The 15,753-nt window shown below is 73.4% G+C and carries 12 protein-coding genes; 7 read left to right on the top strand and 5 right to left on the bottom strand.

The features are described from left to right. Nucleotides 1-18: 18 nt before the first annotated feature. From infB to AC07F0_RS21670, 6 genes are all read left to right on the top strand, one after another. Nucleotides 19-3,105, top strand: coding sequence for a translation initiation factor IF-2 (infB, locus tag AC07F0_RS21695; protein WP_478981087.1), 3,087 nt, complete (start codon nt 19-21; stop codon nt 3,103-3,105). A gap of 320 nt (nt 3,106-3,425) precedes the next feature. Beyond that, entirely contained in the window at nt 3,426-3,719 is a 294-nt protein-coding gene (locus AC07F0_RS21690) for a DUF503 domain-containing protein (protein WP_436731595.1), read from the top strand. 44 nt (nt 3,720-3,763) lie between these two features. After that, nucleotides 3,764-4,216, top strand: a complete 453-nt coding sequence (gene rbfA, locus AC07F0_RS21685) for a 30S ribosome-binding factor RbfA (protein WP_356929478.1) — start codon at nt 3,764-3,766, stop codon at nt 4,214-4,216. After that, entirely contained in the window at nt 4,213-5,118 is a 906-nt protein-coding gene (gene truB / locus AC07F0_RS21680; protein WP_478981085.1) for a tRNA pseudouridine(55) synthase TruB, read from the top strand. The genes rbfA and truB overlap by 4 nt, the downstream gene beginning before the upstream one ends. A gap of 255 nt (nt 5,119-5,373) precedes the next feature. Then, the gene (locus AC07F0_RS21675; RefSeq protein WP_478981083.1) at nt 5,374-8,877 is read left to right on the top strand and encodes a serine protease; all 3,504 of its coding nucleotides are present in this window, start codon (nt 5,374-5,376) and stop codon (nt 8,875-8,877) included. A 167-nt stretch (nt 8,878-9,044) separates the two neighbouring features. After that, complete coding sequence (locus tag AC07F0_RS21670) at nt 9,045-10,001, top strand: bifunctional riboflavin kinase/FAD synthetase (RefSeq protein WP_436731751.1); 957 nt, start codon at nt 9,045-9,047, stop codon at nt 9,999-10,001. A 236-nt stretch (nt 10,002-10,237) separates the two neighbouring features. Here the strand turns inward: AC07F0_RS21670 and AC07F0_RS21665 are convergent, their stop codons facing one another. Then, nucleotides 10,238-10,843, bottom strand: a complete 606-nt coding sequence (locus AC07F0_RS21665) for a TetR/AcrR family transcriptional regulator C-terminal domain-containing protein (RefSeq protein WP_478981411.1) — start codon at nt 10,841-10,843, stop codon at nt 10,238-10,240. A gap of 185 nt (nt 10,844-11,028) precedes the next feature. Between AC07F0_RS21665 and AC07F0_RS21660 the strand changes: the two genes are divergently transcribed. Continuing rightward, nucleotides 11,029-11,739: an NAD(P)-dependent oxidoreductase gene (locus AC07F0_RS21660; RefSeq protein ID WP_478981081.1), complete on the top strand. Its 711-nt coding sequence runs from the start codon at nt 11,029-11,031 to the stop codon at nt 11,737-11,739. A 38-nt stretch (nt 11,740-11,777) separates the two neighbouring features. Here AC07F0_RS21660 and AC07F0_RS21655 read toward each other — a convergent pair whose 3' ends face one another. Genes AC07F0_RS21655 through AC07F0_RS21640 form a run of 4 tightly spaced genes read right to left on the bottom strand, consistent with a single transcriptional unit; the run spans nt 11,778 to nt 15,749 of the window. Next, on the bottom strand, nt 11,778-12,779 hold the full coding sequence (locus AC07F0_RS21655; protein ID WP_478981079.1) for an oligopeptide/dipeptide ABC transporter ATP-binding protein: 1,002 nt from the start codon (nt 12,777-12,779) through the stop codon (nt 11,778-11,780). Continuing rightward, nucleotides 12,776-13,846, bottom strand: a complete 1,071-nt coding sequence (locus AC07F0_RS21650) for an ABC transporter ATP-binding protein (protein WP_478981077.1) — start codon at nt 13,844-13,846, stop codon at nt 12,776-12,778. Before AC07F0_RS21650 ends, AC07F0_RS21655 begins: the two co-directional genes overlap by 4 nt. Then, nucleotides 13,792-14,706 (bottom strand): ABC transporter permease, encoded by a 915-nt coding sequence (locus AC07F0_RS21645; protein WP_478981076.1) that lies wholly within the window; start codon nt 14,704-14,706, stop codon nt 13,792-13,794. Before AC07F0_RS21645 ends, AC07F0_RS21650 begins: the two co-directional genes overlap by 55 nt. Further along, nucleotides 14,703-15,749, bottom strand: a complete 1,047-nt coding sequence (locus AC07F0_RS21640; protein ID WP_478981074.1) for an ABC transporter permease — start codon at nt 15,747-15,749, stop codon at nt 14,703-14,705. Before AC07F0_RS21640 ends, AC07F0_RS21645 begins: the two co-directional genes overlap by 4 nt. Nucleotides 15,750-15,753: the final 4 nt, after the last annotated feature.

Raw genomic sequence — 15,753 nt, 5'->3', positions numbered from 1 at the left:
GGACCTCAAAGGAGCGAAGTGGCTAAGGTCCGGGTCTACGAACTCGCCAAGGAGTTCGGTGTCGAGAGCAAGGTCGTCATGGCCAAGCTCCAGGAGCTCGGTGAATTCGTCCGTTCGGCGTCTTCGACGATCGAAGCGCCTGTTGTACGCAAACTGACGGACGCCCTCCAGCAGGGCAACGGAGGCGGCAAGCCCGCCCCCGCACGCAAGGCTGCCCCGGCGAAGCCGGCAGCCCCTTCCCCGGCGCAGGCTGCCCGTCCGGCCGCCCCGCGCCCGCCGGCCCCCAAGCCGGCAGCCGCCGAGAAGCCCGCGGCTCCGGCCGCACCGGCCACTCCCGGCCCCCGTCCCACCCCGGGCCCGAAGCCCGCGCCGCGGCCCGCCCCGGCGTCCCCGGCTCCGACCACGCCCGAGTTCACGGCACCCCCGGCGGCTCCCTCCTCGCAGGGCTCCTCTCAGGGTTCCGGTCCGCGTCCGGGCGCCCCGCGTCCGGCCGGCCAGTCACCGCGTCCGGGTGCCCCGCGTCCGGGCGGTTCCGGCCAGGGCGGCCAGAACCGCGGCGAGCGTCCCGGCGCCTCGCGTCCGGGTGGCGGCGCCCCGCGTCCCGGTGCCCGTCCGGCGGGTCCCCGTCCGGGCAACAACCCGTTCACCTCTGGTGGTTCCACCGGCATGGCGCGCCCCCAGGCGCCCCGTCCGGGCGGTGCCCCGCGTCCCGGCGGCCCCGGTGCGCCCGGTGGTGCCCCGCGTCCGCAGGGCCAGGGCCAGGGCGGTCCCCGTCCGCAGGGTGCCGGCGGCGGTCCTCGTCCGCAGGCTCCGGGCGGCGCGCGTCCCACTCCGGGCGGCATGCCCCGTCCGCAGGGCGGCGGTCCGCGTCCCGGCGGCGGTCCCGGCGGTCCGCGTCCCAACCCCGGCATGATGCCGCAGCGTCCGGCTGCCGGCCCGCGTCCCGGTGGCGGTGGCCCCGGCGGCCGCGGTCCCGGCGGCGGCGGTCGTCCCGGTGGCGGCGGCGGTCGTCCGGGCGGCGGCGGCTTCGCGGGTCGTCCCGGTGGCGGCGGTGGCGGTTTCGCCGGCCGTCCCGGTGGTCCCGGTGGCGGTGGCGGCGGTTTCGCCGGCCGTCCCGGTGGCGGCGGTGGCCGCCCCGGCTTCGGTGGTCGTCCCGGCGGTCCCGGTGGCCGTGGTGGCACGCAGGGCGCCTTCGGCCGTCCCGGCGGTCCCGCGCGTCGCGGCCGCAAGTCGAAGCGGCAGCGCCGTCAGGAGTACGAGGCCATGCAGGCCCCGTCGGTCGGCGGTGTGATGCTGCCTCGCGGCAACGGCGAGACCGTTCGCCTGTCGCGCGGTGCCTCGCTCACCGACTTCGCGGAGAAGATCAACGCCAACCCGGCGTCGCTCGTCGCGGTCATGATGAACCTCGGCGAGATGGTCACGGCCACGCAGTCCGTCTCCGACGAGACGCTCCAGCTCCTCGCCGACGAGATGAACTACACGGTTCAGATCGTCAGCCCGGAGGAGGAGGACCGCGAGCTCCTCGAGTCCTTCGACATCGAGTTCGGCGAGGACGAGGGCGACGAGGAGGACCTGATGGTCCGCCCGCCGGTCGTCACCGTCATGGGTCACGTCGACCACGGTAAGACCCGGCTCCTCGACGCCATCCGCAAGACGAACGTCATCGCGGGCGAGGCCGGCGGCATCACCCAGCACATCGGTGCCTACCAGGTCGCGACCGAGGTCAACGACGAAGAGCGCAAGATCACCTTCATCGACACCCCGGGTCACGAGGCGTTCACCGCCATGCGTGCCCGTGGTGCGCGGTCGACGGACATCGCGATCCTGGTCGTCGCGGCCAACGACGGCGTCATGCCGCAGACGGTCGAGGCGCTCAACCACGCGAAGGCGGCCGAGGTTCCGATCGTCGTCGCGGTTAACAAGATCGACGTCGAGGGTGCGGACCCGACCAAGGTGCGCGGTCAGCTGACCGAGTACGGCCTCGTGGCCGAGGAGTACGGCGGCGACACGATGTTCGTCGACATCTCCGCCAAGCAGGGTCTGAACATCGACTCCCTGCTGGAGGCCGTGGTCCTCACGGCCGATGCCTCGCTCGACCTTCGGGCCAACCCGAACCAGGACGCGCAGGGCATCGCGATCGAGTCCCGTCTCGACCGCGGCCGTGGCGCCGTGTCGACGGTCCTCGTCCAGCGCGGCACGCTGCGGGTCGGCGACACCATGGTGGTCGGCGACGCGTACGGCCGGGTCCGGGCGATGCACGACGACAACGGCAACCTCGTCACCGAGGCCGGCCCGTCGACGCCGGTGCAGGTCCTGGGTCTGACCAACGTCCCGGGTGCGGGCGACAACTTCCTCGTCGTCGACGAGGACCGTACGGCCCGTCAGATCGCGGAGAAGCGTGCGGCGCGCGAGCGCAACGCGGCCTTCGCGAAGCGCACGCGCCGTGTGTCGCTGGAGGACCTGGACAAGGTGCTCAAGGCCGGCGAGGTCCAGCAGCTGAACCTGATCATCAAGGGTGACGCTTCCGGTTCCGTCGAGGCACTCGAGTCCTCCCTGCTCCAGCTGGACGTCGGCGAAGAGGTCGACATCCGCGTCCTGCACCGCGGCGTCGGTGCGGTCACGGAGTCCGACATCGACCTGGCGATGGGCTCGGACGCCATCGTGATCGGCTTCAACGTGCGCGCCGCCGGGCGTGCGCAGCAGATGGCCGAGCGCGAGGGCGTGGACGTCCGGTACTACTCGGTCATCTACCAGGCGATCGAGGAGATCGAGGCGGCCCTCAAGGGCATGCTCAAGCCGGAGTACGAAGAGGTCGAGCTCGGTACGGCGGAGATCCGCGAGGTCTTCAAGTCGTCCAAGCTGGGCAACATCGCGGGTGTTCTCATCCGCTCCGGCGAGGTCAGGCGCAACACCAAGGCCCGCCTCATCCGCGACGGCAAGGTGGTCGCGGAGAACCTCAACATCGAGGGCCTGCGTCGCTTCAAGGACGACGTCACCGAGATCCGCGAAGGGTTCGAGGGCGGTATCAACCTCGGCAACTTCAACGACATCAAGGTCGACGACGTCATCGCGACGTACGAGATGCGCGAGAAGCCGCGGGTGTAACACCCCACGGCGCCTGGTCGGCCGACGCGGCACTGCCGCGTCGGCCGGCTGGCCGTTTGCCGCTCCTGCGGAGCCACAGCGACGCGCGCCCGCCCGGGCGCGCGGGTGCGAAGCCCCGCGAGGGGTGCAGGGGACGCAGTCCCCGCCGGGGTCCGTGGCGGAGCCCCGGGGCAGCACCTCCTGTCCAACCGTGTCGGGCGGGTGGGTGCGCAAAGGAAAACCCCGTCGAGCCACCGGCAGGTACGCGGTACCGTTCTTGATGTCCCTGCCCCAACCGCAGGGCCATCGATCCCGTACCGGCGGGTCATCCGGATACACACATGTACGTGGGGACGCTGTCCTTCGACCTGCTCCTCGGCGACGTACGGTCGCTGAAGGAGAAGCGCTCCGTCGTCCGCCCCATCGTCGCCGAGCTCCAGCGCAAGTACGCGGTGAGCGCGGCCGAGGTGGATCACATGGACCTCCACCGCAGGGCCGTCATCGGCCTGGCGCTGGTGTCCGGCGACGCGGGGCACGTGAGCGAGGTCCTCGACCAGTGCGAACGGCTGGTCGCCGCCCGCCCCGAGGTGGAACTGCTGTCCGTCAGGCGGCGCTTCCACGGCGAAGACGACTGACGAACCGAGAACGACCCAGACAGGAAAGAACGGGAGACGGACCAGTGGCCGACAACGCGCGGGCCAAGAGGCTGGCGGACCTCATCCGGGAAGTGGTGGCCCAGAAGCTGCAACGTGGGATCAAGGACCCGCGGCTCGGCTCGCACGTCACCATCACGGACACGCGGGTCACGGGTGATCTGCGGGAGGCGACCGTCTTCTACACCGTGTACGGGGACGAGGAGGAGCGGAACGCCGCCGCGGCCGGTCTGGAGAGCGCCAAGGGCATCCTGCGCTCCGAGGTCGGCCGGGCCGCCGGCGTGAAGTTCACGCCGACCCTGACCTTCGTCATGGACGCCCTCCCGGACACCGCGCGCGCCATCGAGGACCTCCTCGACAAGGCGCGCCAGTCCGACGAGAAGGTGCGGGAGGCCTCCGCGGGCGCGAAGTACGCCGGTGACGCCGACCCGTACCGCAAGCCGGACGAGGACGACGAGACGGACGACACCGCCGAATGACCCAGAAGCACACCACGCCCGACGGCCTCGTCATCGTCGACAAGCCGTCGGGCTTCACTTCGCACGACGTCGTCGCCAAGATGCGCGGCATCGCCAGAACGCGACGCGTCGGGCACGCCGGCACCCTCGACCCGATGGCGACGGGCGTCCTCGTCCTCGGCGTCGAGAAGGCCACCAAGCTCCTCGGCCACCTCGCGCTGACCGAGAAGGAGTACCTGGGCACGATCCGGCTCGGGCAGAACACCCTCACCGACGACGCCGAGGGCGAGATCACCTCCTCGACGGACGCCTCCGAGGTCACCCGCGACGCCATCGACGCCGGCATCGCCAAGCTGACCGGCGACATCATGCAGGTCCCGTCCAAGGTCAGCGCCATCAAGATCAACGGCGTGCGGTCCTACAAGCGGGCCAGGGACGGCGAGGACTTCGACATCCCGGCCCGGCCCGTCACGGTCTCCTCCTTCGGCGTGTACGACGTCCGGGAGGCCGTCGCCGAGGACGGCACGGCCGTACTCGACCTGGTCGTCTCCGTCGTCTGCTCCTCCGGCACGTACATCCGGGCCCTCGCCCGCGACCTGGGCGCGGACCTCGGCGTCGGCGGGCATCTCACCGCCCTGCGCCGCACCCGCGTCGGCCCCTACAAGCTGGACGCGGCCCGCACCCTGGACCAGCTCCAGCAGGAACTGACCGTGATGCCGGTCGCCGAGGCCGCCGCGGCCGCGTTCCGGCGCTGGGACGTCGACGCCCGGCGTGCCCGGCTGCTCACCAACGGCGTACGGCTGGACATGCCCGAGGAGTACGCGGGCTGCGGCCCCGTCGCCGTCTTCGACCCGGAGGGCCGCTTCCTCGCCCTCGTCGAGGAGCAGCGGGGCAAGGCCAAGAGCCTGGCCGTCTTCGGCTGACGGCCCGCCCCGGACCGTCCGCCCGTGGAGCGGCGACCACGGGTACCTCCACTGCCGCCGCTCCACGGTCCCCCCTCGGTTCCCCCACCCCTAGGGTGTATCCAGCCGTCCCTCTCCGTTCACCCGTCCGTGCGGGCGCTCGGAGTGAACCGGGGGAGCGGAAGGGGGCGCTTTCGCGGAGCGATCTGTCCCGCTGATCATCCCGGCCCTACCGTCGCACACAAGAGCACGGGTGTACGGCGGGGAGGCTCGACGATGAGGTCGCGGAACCGGTCCGGGGAGACACAGGACAGCGCACCAGGATCCCAGGACCGCCCCGAAGCAGCGGTGCGGACGACCGAGGGGACCGGCGCCGGGACATCCGGCCCGGCCCTCGTCCGCATCCACGACCCCGCCGGCCGGCCCCGGGGCACCGGCTTCCCGGCCGACCACCACGGCACGCTCGTCACCAGCCACGAGGCGGTCGACGGCCTGCCCCGGCTCGTCCTGCACGGGGTCGGGAACCGCCGCCGGGTCGTGTCCGCCGACGCGGTGACGCCGCTGCCCGCGCTCGGCCTGGCCCTCGTACGCACCGAGGACCTCGGTGTCCCGCCGCTGCCCGTCACCGTGCGGGGCGGGGCCGGGACGGGCACCTATGTGCGGATCGCCGCCGACGGCTGGCGCGAGGCCAGGGTGCTGGGCCCGACCGCCGTGACCTACACCGCCACGGACCGCCTCCACCGCCTCGACGGCGCGCTGGAGCTGGCGGTCGGCACGGCAGGGCGGGACGCGCTGCGGCTGGGCGGGGGAGCCGCCGGCGGCCCGGTGCTCGATGCCGCGACCGGCGCGGTCGTCGGGGTTCTCGGCACGGCGCTCAGCTCCGGCCACAGCGACGTCGGGTTCGCCGTGCCGCTGCGTCCCAGGGACCCCGGCGCGGCGGGCCCGCTCGCCGAGCTGCTCGCCGAGAACGCGGCGACGGTCCCCGCGTACGGCGCCGACCTCAACCTGGCCGGGGTGCTGGAGCTGACCGGGACAGCAGTGGGGCTGGACGGCCCACCCGGCGGCACGGGACTCCCGGAGCCGGTGGAACGGGCGGCTGTGATGGCCGGGTTCGGCGCGTTCGCGGCAGGACCCGCGGCGGTGCTGGGTCTCGTCGGGCCGCCCGGCAGCGGCCGTACGACTGAACTCGCGGCGCTCGCCGCGCGCCGCGCCCGCGGCGGGCATCCCACGCTGTGGCTGCGCGGCTGCGAAGTGCGGGGCGACGACGCCTCGGTGGCCGACGCGGCACGGCGGGCGCTGACCCGCGCCGCTCCCGTCGTGGCCGCGTCCCGGCCCCGTCATCTGCCGGCCGACCTGGGCGACACCACGCCCGAGCGCCTCGCCCGACTCGCCGGCGCCCTCGGCCGGCCCCTGCTGCTGCTCCTCGACGGCCCGGAGGAGATGCCCTTGGCGCCGGCCCGCCGCCTGGCCGACTGGACGGACGGGACGGTGCGGTGGCTGCGGGAGACGGGAGTGCGGCTGGTCGTGGCGTCCCGGGCGGAGTACTGGGAGGAGGCGGGCTTCCCGGCGGAGGTCCTGCACCGGCCGGCCGGTGCCGACGACGGGCCCGCCTGTGTGCGCCTGGGCGATCTCACCGAGGACGAGGCCCGCGAGGCCCGCCGGCGCCATGGCATCCCGGAGAGCGCCCTCGCCGACACCGACGCCCGGCACCCTCTCACCCTGCGACTGCTCGCCGAGGTCCGGGACGCGCTCGGTGTATCCGACGGCCCGGAAATCGCCGATGGTCCCGACACTGCCAACGGGCCCGGCGCCACCGTCGGCCGCGACGACGTCTTCGCGGCCTACCTGGACCTGATGTCCCTGCGCATCGCCCAGCGGCTGGCCGCCGGGAACGGACTGTGCGGCACGGCCGTCCGCCGGCTGGCCGCCAAGGTCGCCGGGCAGGTGCACGAGGCCGCCCGGCGCGGCCTCGGACCCGGGCTGGGGGACCTGGACCGGGAGGCCTTCGCGACGGTGTTCCCGTGGGGGCCCGCCCCGGCGCGGCTCGGCGGTGGCACCGGCTGGGCAGCGGCCGTCCTCGCCGAGGGCCTGCTCGTGCCCGCCGGATCCGGCTACCGCTTCGCCCACGAGGAGCTCGCCGACTGGCTCCAGGGCCTGCACCTCGACCTCGACGAGGCCCTGCACGTCCTCGTCCACCGCCGGCCGGACGCGCAGTCCGACCCCGTCCCGCACCACCGCATCGGACCGGTCGTCCAGGCCCTGCTGTTCCTCGCCCGCCAGCACGGCACCGGTCAGACGGCCTCCCGGCTGGCGGACCTGGTGCACGCCCTGGACGCCGATCCGCGGTCCTGGTGGGCGGCCCGGCTGCTCGCCGGGACGCTGTCGGCCGTGCCGGAGGCGACGCCGTACACGGAGGTGCTGCGGATGCTCGCCGACCGGATCGTGGCCTGGCGGCGGCAGGGCAGGCCCGTGCCGGAAGAGGTCGGGCCCGCGTTCTGGGCCGGGGTGCGGCTGCCGGAGGGCGAGCGCTTCGCGCTGCTGAGGCGGCTGGTGCACGCCGACGGCCCGCCGTGCGAGGCCGGTCCCCGGTTCCTCGACACCGTCGCGCAGCTGCTGGCCGCCGATCCCACCGCCGTACAGCCGCTGCTGGCCCGCTGGTTCGACGACGAGGAACCGCTGCCCGCCACCCCGCACGCGACCGTGGCCACGGCCGCGCAGGCGCTGCTGCACACGCACCGCCAGAGCGCCCTGGACGACCTGGCGGACGTGCTCGTCGACCGAGCCCACCGAAGGGCCGAGGAACTGCTCGCCGTGCTGGCCGAGGAGGAGCCCTCGGCGGTGTGCCGGGCCGTCGACCGGTGGGCGCGCGACGAGCGCCCGGCGCGACGCAGTGCCGCGATGGCGCACGGTCTGCGCGTCGCGCCGCACGTGAGCCGCGGAGGCGACCGCGCCCTCCTGCGCTACGCGGCCCTCACCCTGCTCGCCCGCCCCGCCGACCGCGCCCTGCACGGCGGCGCACTCGCCCTCCTCGTCCAGGATCCGCACACCCGGGACCGCTATCTCCCCCGGGCGCTGGAGCACTTCGCGGCGGGCGACCCGCACCTCTCGCCGGACGCGCCGGCCGCTGCCCTCCCGGCCCACCCCGAGCCCGTCCTCGGCGCCTTCGCGGTGCGGCTGGAGCGGCCGGACCCTGAGGAGGCGCTGCGGGCGCTCGCCGACGCCACCCCGCCCGGCCTGGCCCGGCGGGTCGCCGCGCTGGTGGGGCAGGCGGCGCAGCGCAGGCCGGAACTCGCCGGGCACGTGGCCGCGTACGTGGACCAGCGGCTCGACCGGGGGCCTGCCGCCCGGGCCGTGCTCCTGCCGCTGGTCAGCGGCCTGCTGGAGGACGGCCCGGTGCGGCTGCGATGCGCCCTCGCCGCTGTCCTCACCCCTCCTCCCCGCACCCCCGCCTCCCGCCCCCTGCGCCGCGAGCTGCGCGACGCACTCCTGGACCGCGAGCGCGACACCGACGTCCTGGACGCGCTGCTGCACGCCGCCGCCCGGAACGGCGGCGACGACCTGCGCGACCTCGTCCGCCGCATCGGACTGCTCCTCGTGCGCACCCCTGAGGGCGCCGGCCGCTTCGACCGCGCCCTGGTCGACCTCGGCCGGCACGTGCCCGGTTTCGCCGCCCGCGTGGCCCGCTGGATGGCCGCCGCGCCCGAGGAGTGGGCGGCGCTGGTCGGGCCGAGCTCCCACCGGAGGATCGAGAACCTGGCGGGCGTACGCGTCCCGGCCTGACGGGATCCCGCGCAGGCCGAAGGGGACGCGGCCTCGTGCGCCTGGTCACACCCCCATGCCGATGCGGGCCGGAGGCACCCGGCATGGCACCCTTAGACCTGCGTACGAGGCAACCAGGAACAACCACGGACACGGGTTCGACGAGCTTTCGACAAGGAGCAGGCACAGTGCAGCGCTGGCGTGGCTTGGAGGACATCCCCCAGGACTGGGGGCGCAGCGTCGTCACCATCGGCTCCTACGACGGAGTCCACCGCGGACACCAGCTGATCATCCGGCATGCCGTGAACCGGGCCCGGGAGCTGGGCGTGCCCGCCGTCGTCGTCACCTTCGACCCGCATCCCAGCGAGGTCGTCCGCCCCGGCAGCCACCCGCCGCTGCTCGCCCCGCACCACCGCCGCGCCGAACTCATGGCCGATCTGGGTGTGGACGCGGTGCTCATCCTGCCCTTCACCACCGAGTTCTCGAAGCTGTCCCCGGCCGACTTCGTCGTCAAGGTGCTCGTCGACAAGCTGCACGCCAAGGCGGTCGTCGAGGGCCCCAACTTCCGCTTCGGCCACAAGGCCGCGGGCAACGTGGAGTTCCTGGCCGAGCAGGGCAAGATCTACGACTTCGAGGTCGAGGTCGTCGACCTGTACGTGACCGGCGAGGCGGGCGGCGGCGAGCCGTTCTCCTCGACGCTGACCCGGCGTCTGGTCGCCGAGGGCGACGTCCAGGGCGCGGCGGAGATCCTGGGCCGGCCGCACCGGGTGGAGGGCGTCGTCGTCCGGGGCGCCCAGCGCGGGCGCGAACTGGGCTTCCCGACCGCCAACGTGGAGACGCTGCCGCACACGGCCATTCCGGCCGACGGTGTGTACGCCGGCTGGCTGCACACCCAGGGCGAGGCGATGCCGGCGGCGATCTCCGTCGGCACGAACCCGCAGTTCGACGGCACCGAGCGCACGGTGGAGGCGTACGCCATCGACCGGGTGGATCTCGACCTGTACGGCCTCCATGTCGCCGTCGACTTCCTGGCGTTCGTGCGGGGACAGGCCAGGTTCGACACGCTGGACGCGCTGCTGGAGCAGATGGCCGAGGACGTCAAGCGCTGCCGGGAGCTGGTAGCGGCGGCTGAGCGGTCCGCCTAGGTCGTAGTCCGCAAAGTCCCGTCGTCCGCCCGGAGGGCGGGCTCCGCGGCGTCTGGTGCGTGCTCTCGGCGCGCCGGGCGGAGTCCCTCGTACTGGATGTACTTGTGGCTTCGTCCGGTGCGGCGCGTGGGGGCACCTCCCACGCCCTTGAGGCAGTGGGGGAGCGTGCCAGGCGTCGCGGGGCAGGCGGGACTTTGCGGACACGGCCTGGGGTCCGGACACTTCCCGCGCACTCGTCATGCGCTCGCGGCCTCGTCCGGGTGGAGGGCGTCGAGGATGAGGGTGAGGCCGAAGGCGAACTCGCCGGCGTAGTCGTAGCCGGGCTTGAGGACGTGCTCGGTGGCCAGTTCGGTGAGGTGGGGGTAGGTGTCGGCGGGCATGTCGCGCAGAATGGCGCCCGCTACCTCGTCCAGCTCCGCCGCGCCCCTGAACGGCAGGCTCAGCTCCTGGAGCACGAACCCGTACAGGTAGCTGTCGATCAGCGAGACGGCGTGCGCGGCCATGGGGACGGAGAATCCTCCGGCGCGCAGCGTTCCGATGACGGCGTCGTGATGGCGCAGGGTCGCCGGGCCGGGCTGGGAGCGGGAGTCCATGAGCCCGACGGCCCAGGGGTGGCGCAGCAGGACGGCACGGGCGGAGTCCGCGCGGTGGCGCAGGGCACTCTTCCAGTCCGTGTCCCGCGGCGGTAGCTCGATCTCGCCGAACACCGCGTCCACCATGCCGTCGAGGATGTCTTCCCGGCCCGCGACGTGGTGGTAGAGCGACATCGCCTCGACGCCCAGCGGTTCGGCGATGGCCCGCATGGTGAGTGCGGCCGCTCCCTTCTCGTCCGCCACTGCCATCGCCGTGCGGATCACGCGCTCGCGACTGAGCGGAGTGCGCGCCGACGCCCCCCGCCGGCCCTTGTTTCCCTCGCCCACCCGGGGCCCTCCTTCTGACTTCCCGTGCGCTCCCTTGACCGCCTTACAGCATAAGGCTAGCTTGCCTTACAACATAAGGTAGGTATCCCGGTGAAAGGGGCCGCGCCATGGACACGGGTCGCGTGAAGAGGGTCTGCATCATCGGGGCTTCGGGAAAGCTCGGGCAGTACATGGTCGGGCACGCCCTGGAGCGCGGCTACGAGGTGGTCGGGGTGTGCCGGGAGCGCAGTGTGCCGAAGCTGGCCGCTTTCGAAGGCCGGATGACCGTCGTCCCCGGAGACACGAACGACCCGGAGGTGATCCGGCGGGCGGTCGCCGGGTGCGACGGCGTGCTGACGGTGCTGGTGCCGTGGGGCGTGCGGCAGTACGCGTCGGGCACGGCGCAGGCGGTCCTCGACCATGCACGGCCGGGCGCGCGCCTGGTCTTCTCCTGCGGCTGGCACATCACACGCGACGGCAAGGACAGGTACTCACGGCTGTTCACCCTGGGCGTCCGGATCGCCACCGTGCTGGCCAAGCTCGTCCGCGCCGTCGAACTCGACGACCAGGTCGAGGCGTGCCGGCGGGTGTTCGCGAGCGACACCCGGTGGACCGTGGTGCGCGGCAGCTCCCTGGAGGAGGGCGAGAGCCAGGGCCTGCCCGTGTGGAGCCGGCACGTGGGCGACCCGGTACTGGCCGGCAACCTGACCCGCCGCGTGGACTTCGCGCTGTTCATGGTGGAAGCGCTCACCGACGACACGCTCGTCCAGGAGGCCCCGGCGATCGTCGGCTGCCGGACACCCAGCGCCCTCGCCCACGCCGAGGGATCTCGCACCTAGCCCGGTGATGCGGTGAGCGGACGGTCCCGGCTTCGCCCTCAGCGCGTAGCCCAGTGGCATGCCACCTGGGCCGTGCCGCTGCCGTCGAGGATCTCCGGATCCTGGGTGCGGCACGCGTCCGTGACGCCCGCCCGTTCCGCCTCGCCGCTCGCGAGGATCTGGCAGCGGGCGTGGAAGCGGCAGCCGGACGGCACCCGCGACGGGTCCGGCGGCTCGCCGGTGAGGACCACCGGGTCGCCGGGAGCCTCCGGCAGCACCGACAGCAGGGCCTGGGTGTACGGGTGACGGGGCGCGGTCAGGACCTGCTCCACCGCGCCGGTCTCCACGATCCGGCCCAGATACATCACGGCGACCCGGTCGGCGATGTTCCAGGCCAGCCCCAGGTCGTGCGTGACGACCAGCGCGGACAGGCCCAGCTCGGTGCGCAGCCGCAGCAGCAGGGCGAGGATCTCGCCGCGCACGGAGGCGTCGAGGGATGCCACCGGCTCGTCGGCGACGAGGAGTTCGGGTTCCAGGACGAGCGCGCCCGCGATGACGACCCGCTGGCGCTGCCCGCCGGACAGTTCGTGCGGATAGTGCAGGAAGAAGCGCTCCGGTGGCCGCAGCCCGGCTCGTGAGAGGGCCTCGGCGACCGCCGTCCGCTCGTCACCTCCGTACCCGTGGATGCGCAGGCCCTCGGCGACGGCGTCGTACACCGTGTGCCGGGGGTTGAGCGAGCCGCTCGGGTCCTGGAGGACCAGCTGGACGCGTTTGCGGTAGGCCTTCAGGGACCGGCCGGAGTACTCCAGCGGGCGGCCGTCGAACGTGACCCGGCCCGAGGTCGGCTCGACCAGGCCCAGCAGACAGCGGGCCAGGGTCGTCTTTCCGCTACCGGACTCGCCGACCAGCGCGACGACCTCGCCGGGCCGGATGTCGAGGTCGACCCCGTCCACCGCGCGGGCCCGGGGGCCGCCGTGCCGGCCGGGGAAGGTGACGTGCAGGTCCTGGGCGCTCAGCAGGGGTGCCGTGGTGACCTCGGGGGCCGTGGGGGACGTGGTCATGGCGTACCGGGCCTCGCTTCTTCCATGGCGTCCGGATCCTCGCGGGCCTCGCGGGGCTCCTGAGCCGGCGGCCCGACCAGGACGCACGCCGCCCGGCGCTCCGGCCCCGCCTCGGCAAACACCGGGTCCTCCTGCGGGCATGACTCCAGCGCCACCGGGCACCGCGGATGGAACGTACAGCCGGACGGCAGCGCCGCCGGGTCGGGCGGGTCGCCCGCCAGCCCCTGCGGCGCGAACCGGGAGGACGGGTCGCCGATGCGCGGGAACGCGGCCGACAGGGCCCTGGCGTACGGGTGCCGGGCGTCCTCGTACACCTGCCGGGCCGGGCCCTCCTCGACCACCCGGCCCGCGTACATCACCGCCAGCCGGTCGCAGGTGTCGGCGAGGACCGCCAGGTCGTGGCTGATCATGATCAGGCCCAGGTCCTGGTCCGTGACGAGCTGCTCGATGAGGCGGAGGATCTGCGCCTGGATCATCACGTCGAGCGCGGTGGTCGGCTCGTCGGCGATGATCAGCCGCGGATCGCAGGCCAGCGCCATGGCGATCATGACGCGCTGACGCTGCCCGCCGGACAGCTCGTGCGGATAGGCGTCCGCGCGGGCGGCGGGCAGACCGACCTGCTCCAGCAGCTCCCCGGTCTTCTTCTTCGCCCCGGCCGGGGTCGCCTTCTTGTGCAGCAGGATCGGCTCGGCGATCTGGTCGCCTACGCGGTGCACGGCGTTCAGAGAGTGCATAGCCCCCTGGAACACCACCGAGGCCCCGGCCCAGCGGACCGCCCGCACCCGGCCCCACTTCATCGTCAGCACGTCCTCGCCGTCGAGCAGGACCTCACCCGTGATGCCGGTCCCGGTGGGCAGCAGCCGCAGCAGGGCCAGCGCCAGCGTGGACTTGCCGCAGCCGGACTCCCCGGCGAGGCCGAGCTTCTGGCCGGCGTCCAGGCGCAGGTCCACCCCGCGCACGGCGGCGGCTCCGCCCGGGTACGTCACCGTCAGGTCCCTGACGTCCAGCAGCGTCACCGCGACACCCCCAGCCTGGGGTTGAGGACGGACTCCACGGCCCGCCCGCACAACGTGAACGCCAGCGCCACCACGGCGATGGCGATGCCCGGCGGCACCAGGTACCACCAGTCCCCGGCACTGACCGCGCCCGCCTCCCGCGCGTCCTGGAGCAGCCCGCCCCACGACACGACCGTCGGGTCACCGAGCCCGAGGAAGGCGAGGGTCGCCTCGGCGAGGATGGCCGAGGAGATGATCAGGGTCGTCTGGGCCAGCACCAGCGGCATCACATTGGGCAGGACGTGCCTCGACATGACGTGCCAGTGCCCGCCGCCCAGCGCCCTCGCCCGCTCGATGTACGGCCGGGTCTCCACGGCGAGGGTCTGCGCGCGCACCAGGCGGGCCGTGGTCGGCCAGGTGGTGACGCCGATCGCCACGACGGTCGTGGTCAGCGAGCGGGACATCACGGTGGCCAGGGCGATCGCCAGCACCAGCGTCGGCATGACCAGGAACCAGTCGGTGATCCGCATCATGACTTTCGCGTACCAGCCCTTGAAGTGCCCGGCCGTGACCCCGATCAGGGTGCCGATCGCCACCGACAGCACGGCCGCGAGCAGCCCGACCAGCAGCGACACCCGCGAACCCCAGACCACCAGGCCCAGCAGGTCCCGCCCGAACTGGTCCGTGCCGAGCGGGAACTCCGCGCTCGGGCTCTGCATGGGACGCCCCGGCGCGTCGGTCACACTGCTCACGTCGGAGCCCACGAACAGTGGCGCGAACAGCGCCAGCAGCGCGCACAGGGCGAGCGCGGTCAGGCCGTACAGCCCCGCCCGTTCGGCGCGGTACTGCCGCCAGAAGCGCGCGACGGAGGCCCGGCGCCGCTGCCGGGCGAGGGCACGCGGGCTCAGACCCGTGCCGGTCGTCGTCGTCATCGGGCCACCCGGGGGTCGAGCAGGGGATAGACCAGGTCGGCGAGGGTGTTCATCACGATGACCGCGGCGGCGAACACGAAGAACAGCCCCTGCACCAGCGGCAGGTCGGGCACGCTCAGCGCCTGGTAGAAGAGCCCGCCGAGTCCTGGCCAGGAGAACACCGTCTCCACGAGGATCACGCCCGCCACCGTCCGGCCGAGGTTGATGAAGATCAGGGTCACGGTCGGCAGCAGCGCGTTGGGCACGGCGTGCCGGCGCCGCACCAGGTCGTCGCGCAGCCCCTTGGCCCGCGCGGTCGTCAGATAGTCGCTGCCCATCTCGTCCAGCAGCGCCGACCGCGTGACCAGCAGCGTCTGCCCGTACTCCACGGCCACCAGCGTCACCACCGGCAGCACCAGATGGTGCGCCACGTCGACGACGTACGCGAAGCCCTCCTTGCCGCCCGACTCCATGCCGCCGGTGGGGAACATGCCCGGGACCGGGCCGATGCCCACCGCCAGCACGATGATCAGCAGCAGGCCGAGCCAGAAGGACGGGATGGAGTAGAGGGTCAGCGCGAGGCCGGTGTTGACCCGGTCGCCGAGCCTGCCGTGCCGCCATGCCGAGCGCGTGCCGAGGAAGATGCCCAGCGCGGTGTAGAGGACGAAGGCGGTCCCGGTCAGCAGCAGGGTGTTCGGCAGCGCCTCGGTGATCTTGTCGACGACGGGGGCCCGGAACTGGTACGACGTCCCGAAGTCGCCGGTGAGCGCCTTGCCGCAGTAGTCCGTGAACTGCCGCCACAGCGGCAGGTCGAGCCCGAACTCCTCGCGATAGGCGGCCAGCTGCTCGGCCGAGACCTGACGGCCGCCCGTCATGGTCTTCACCGGGTCGCCGGGGATCAGCCGGAAGAGGAAGAAGCTGGTGACGAGCACGGCCAGCAGCGAGACGGCCGCGCCCGCCACCTTGCCCGCGAGGTACCGCGGGTAAGCGGAGCTCCTGCGTACCCGCGGCCCGGCCGCCGCGTGCTTGTCCTCGACCAGCGCGGGTGTCGCGTCAGCGGTCATGAGT

It is taken from the genome of Streptomyces sp. NPDC045955 (assembly GCF_056430805.1).
This window is presented reverse-complemented; position numbering and strand designations above follow the sequence as displayed.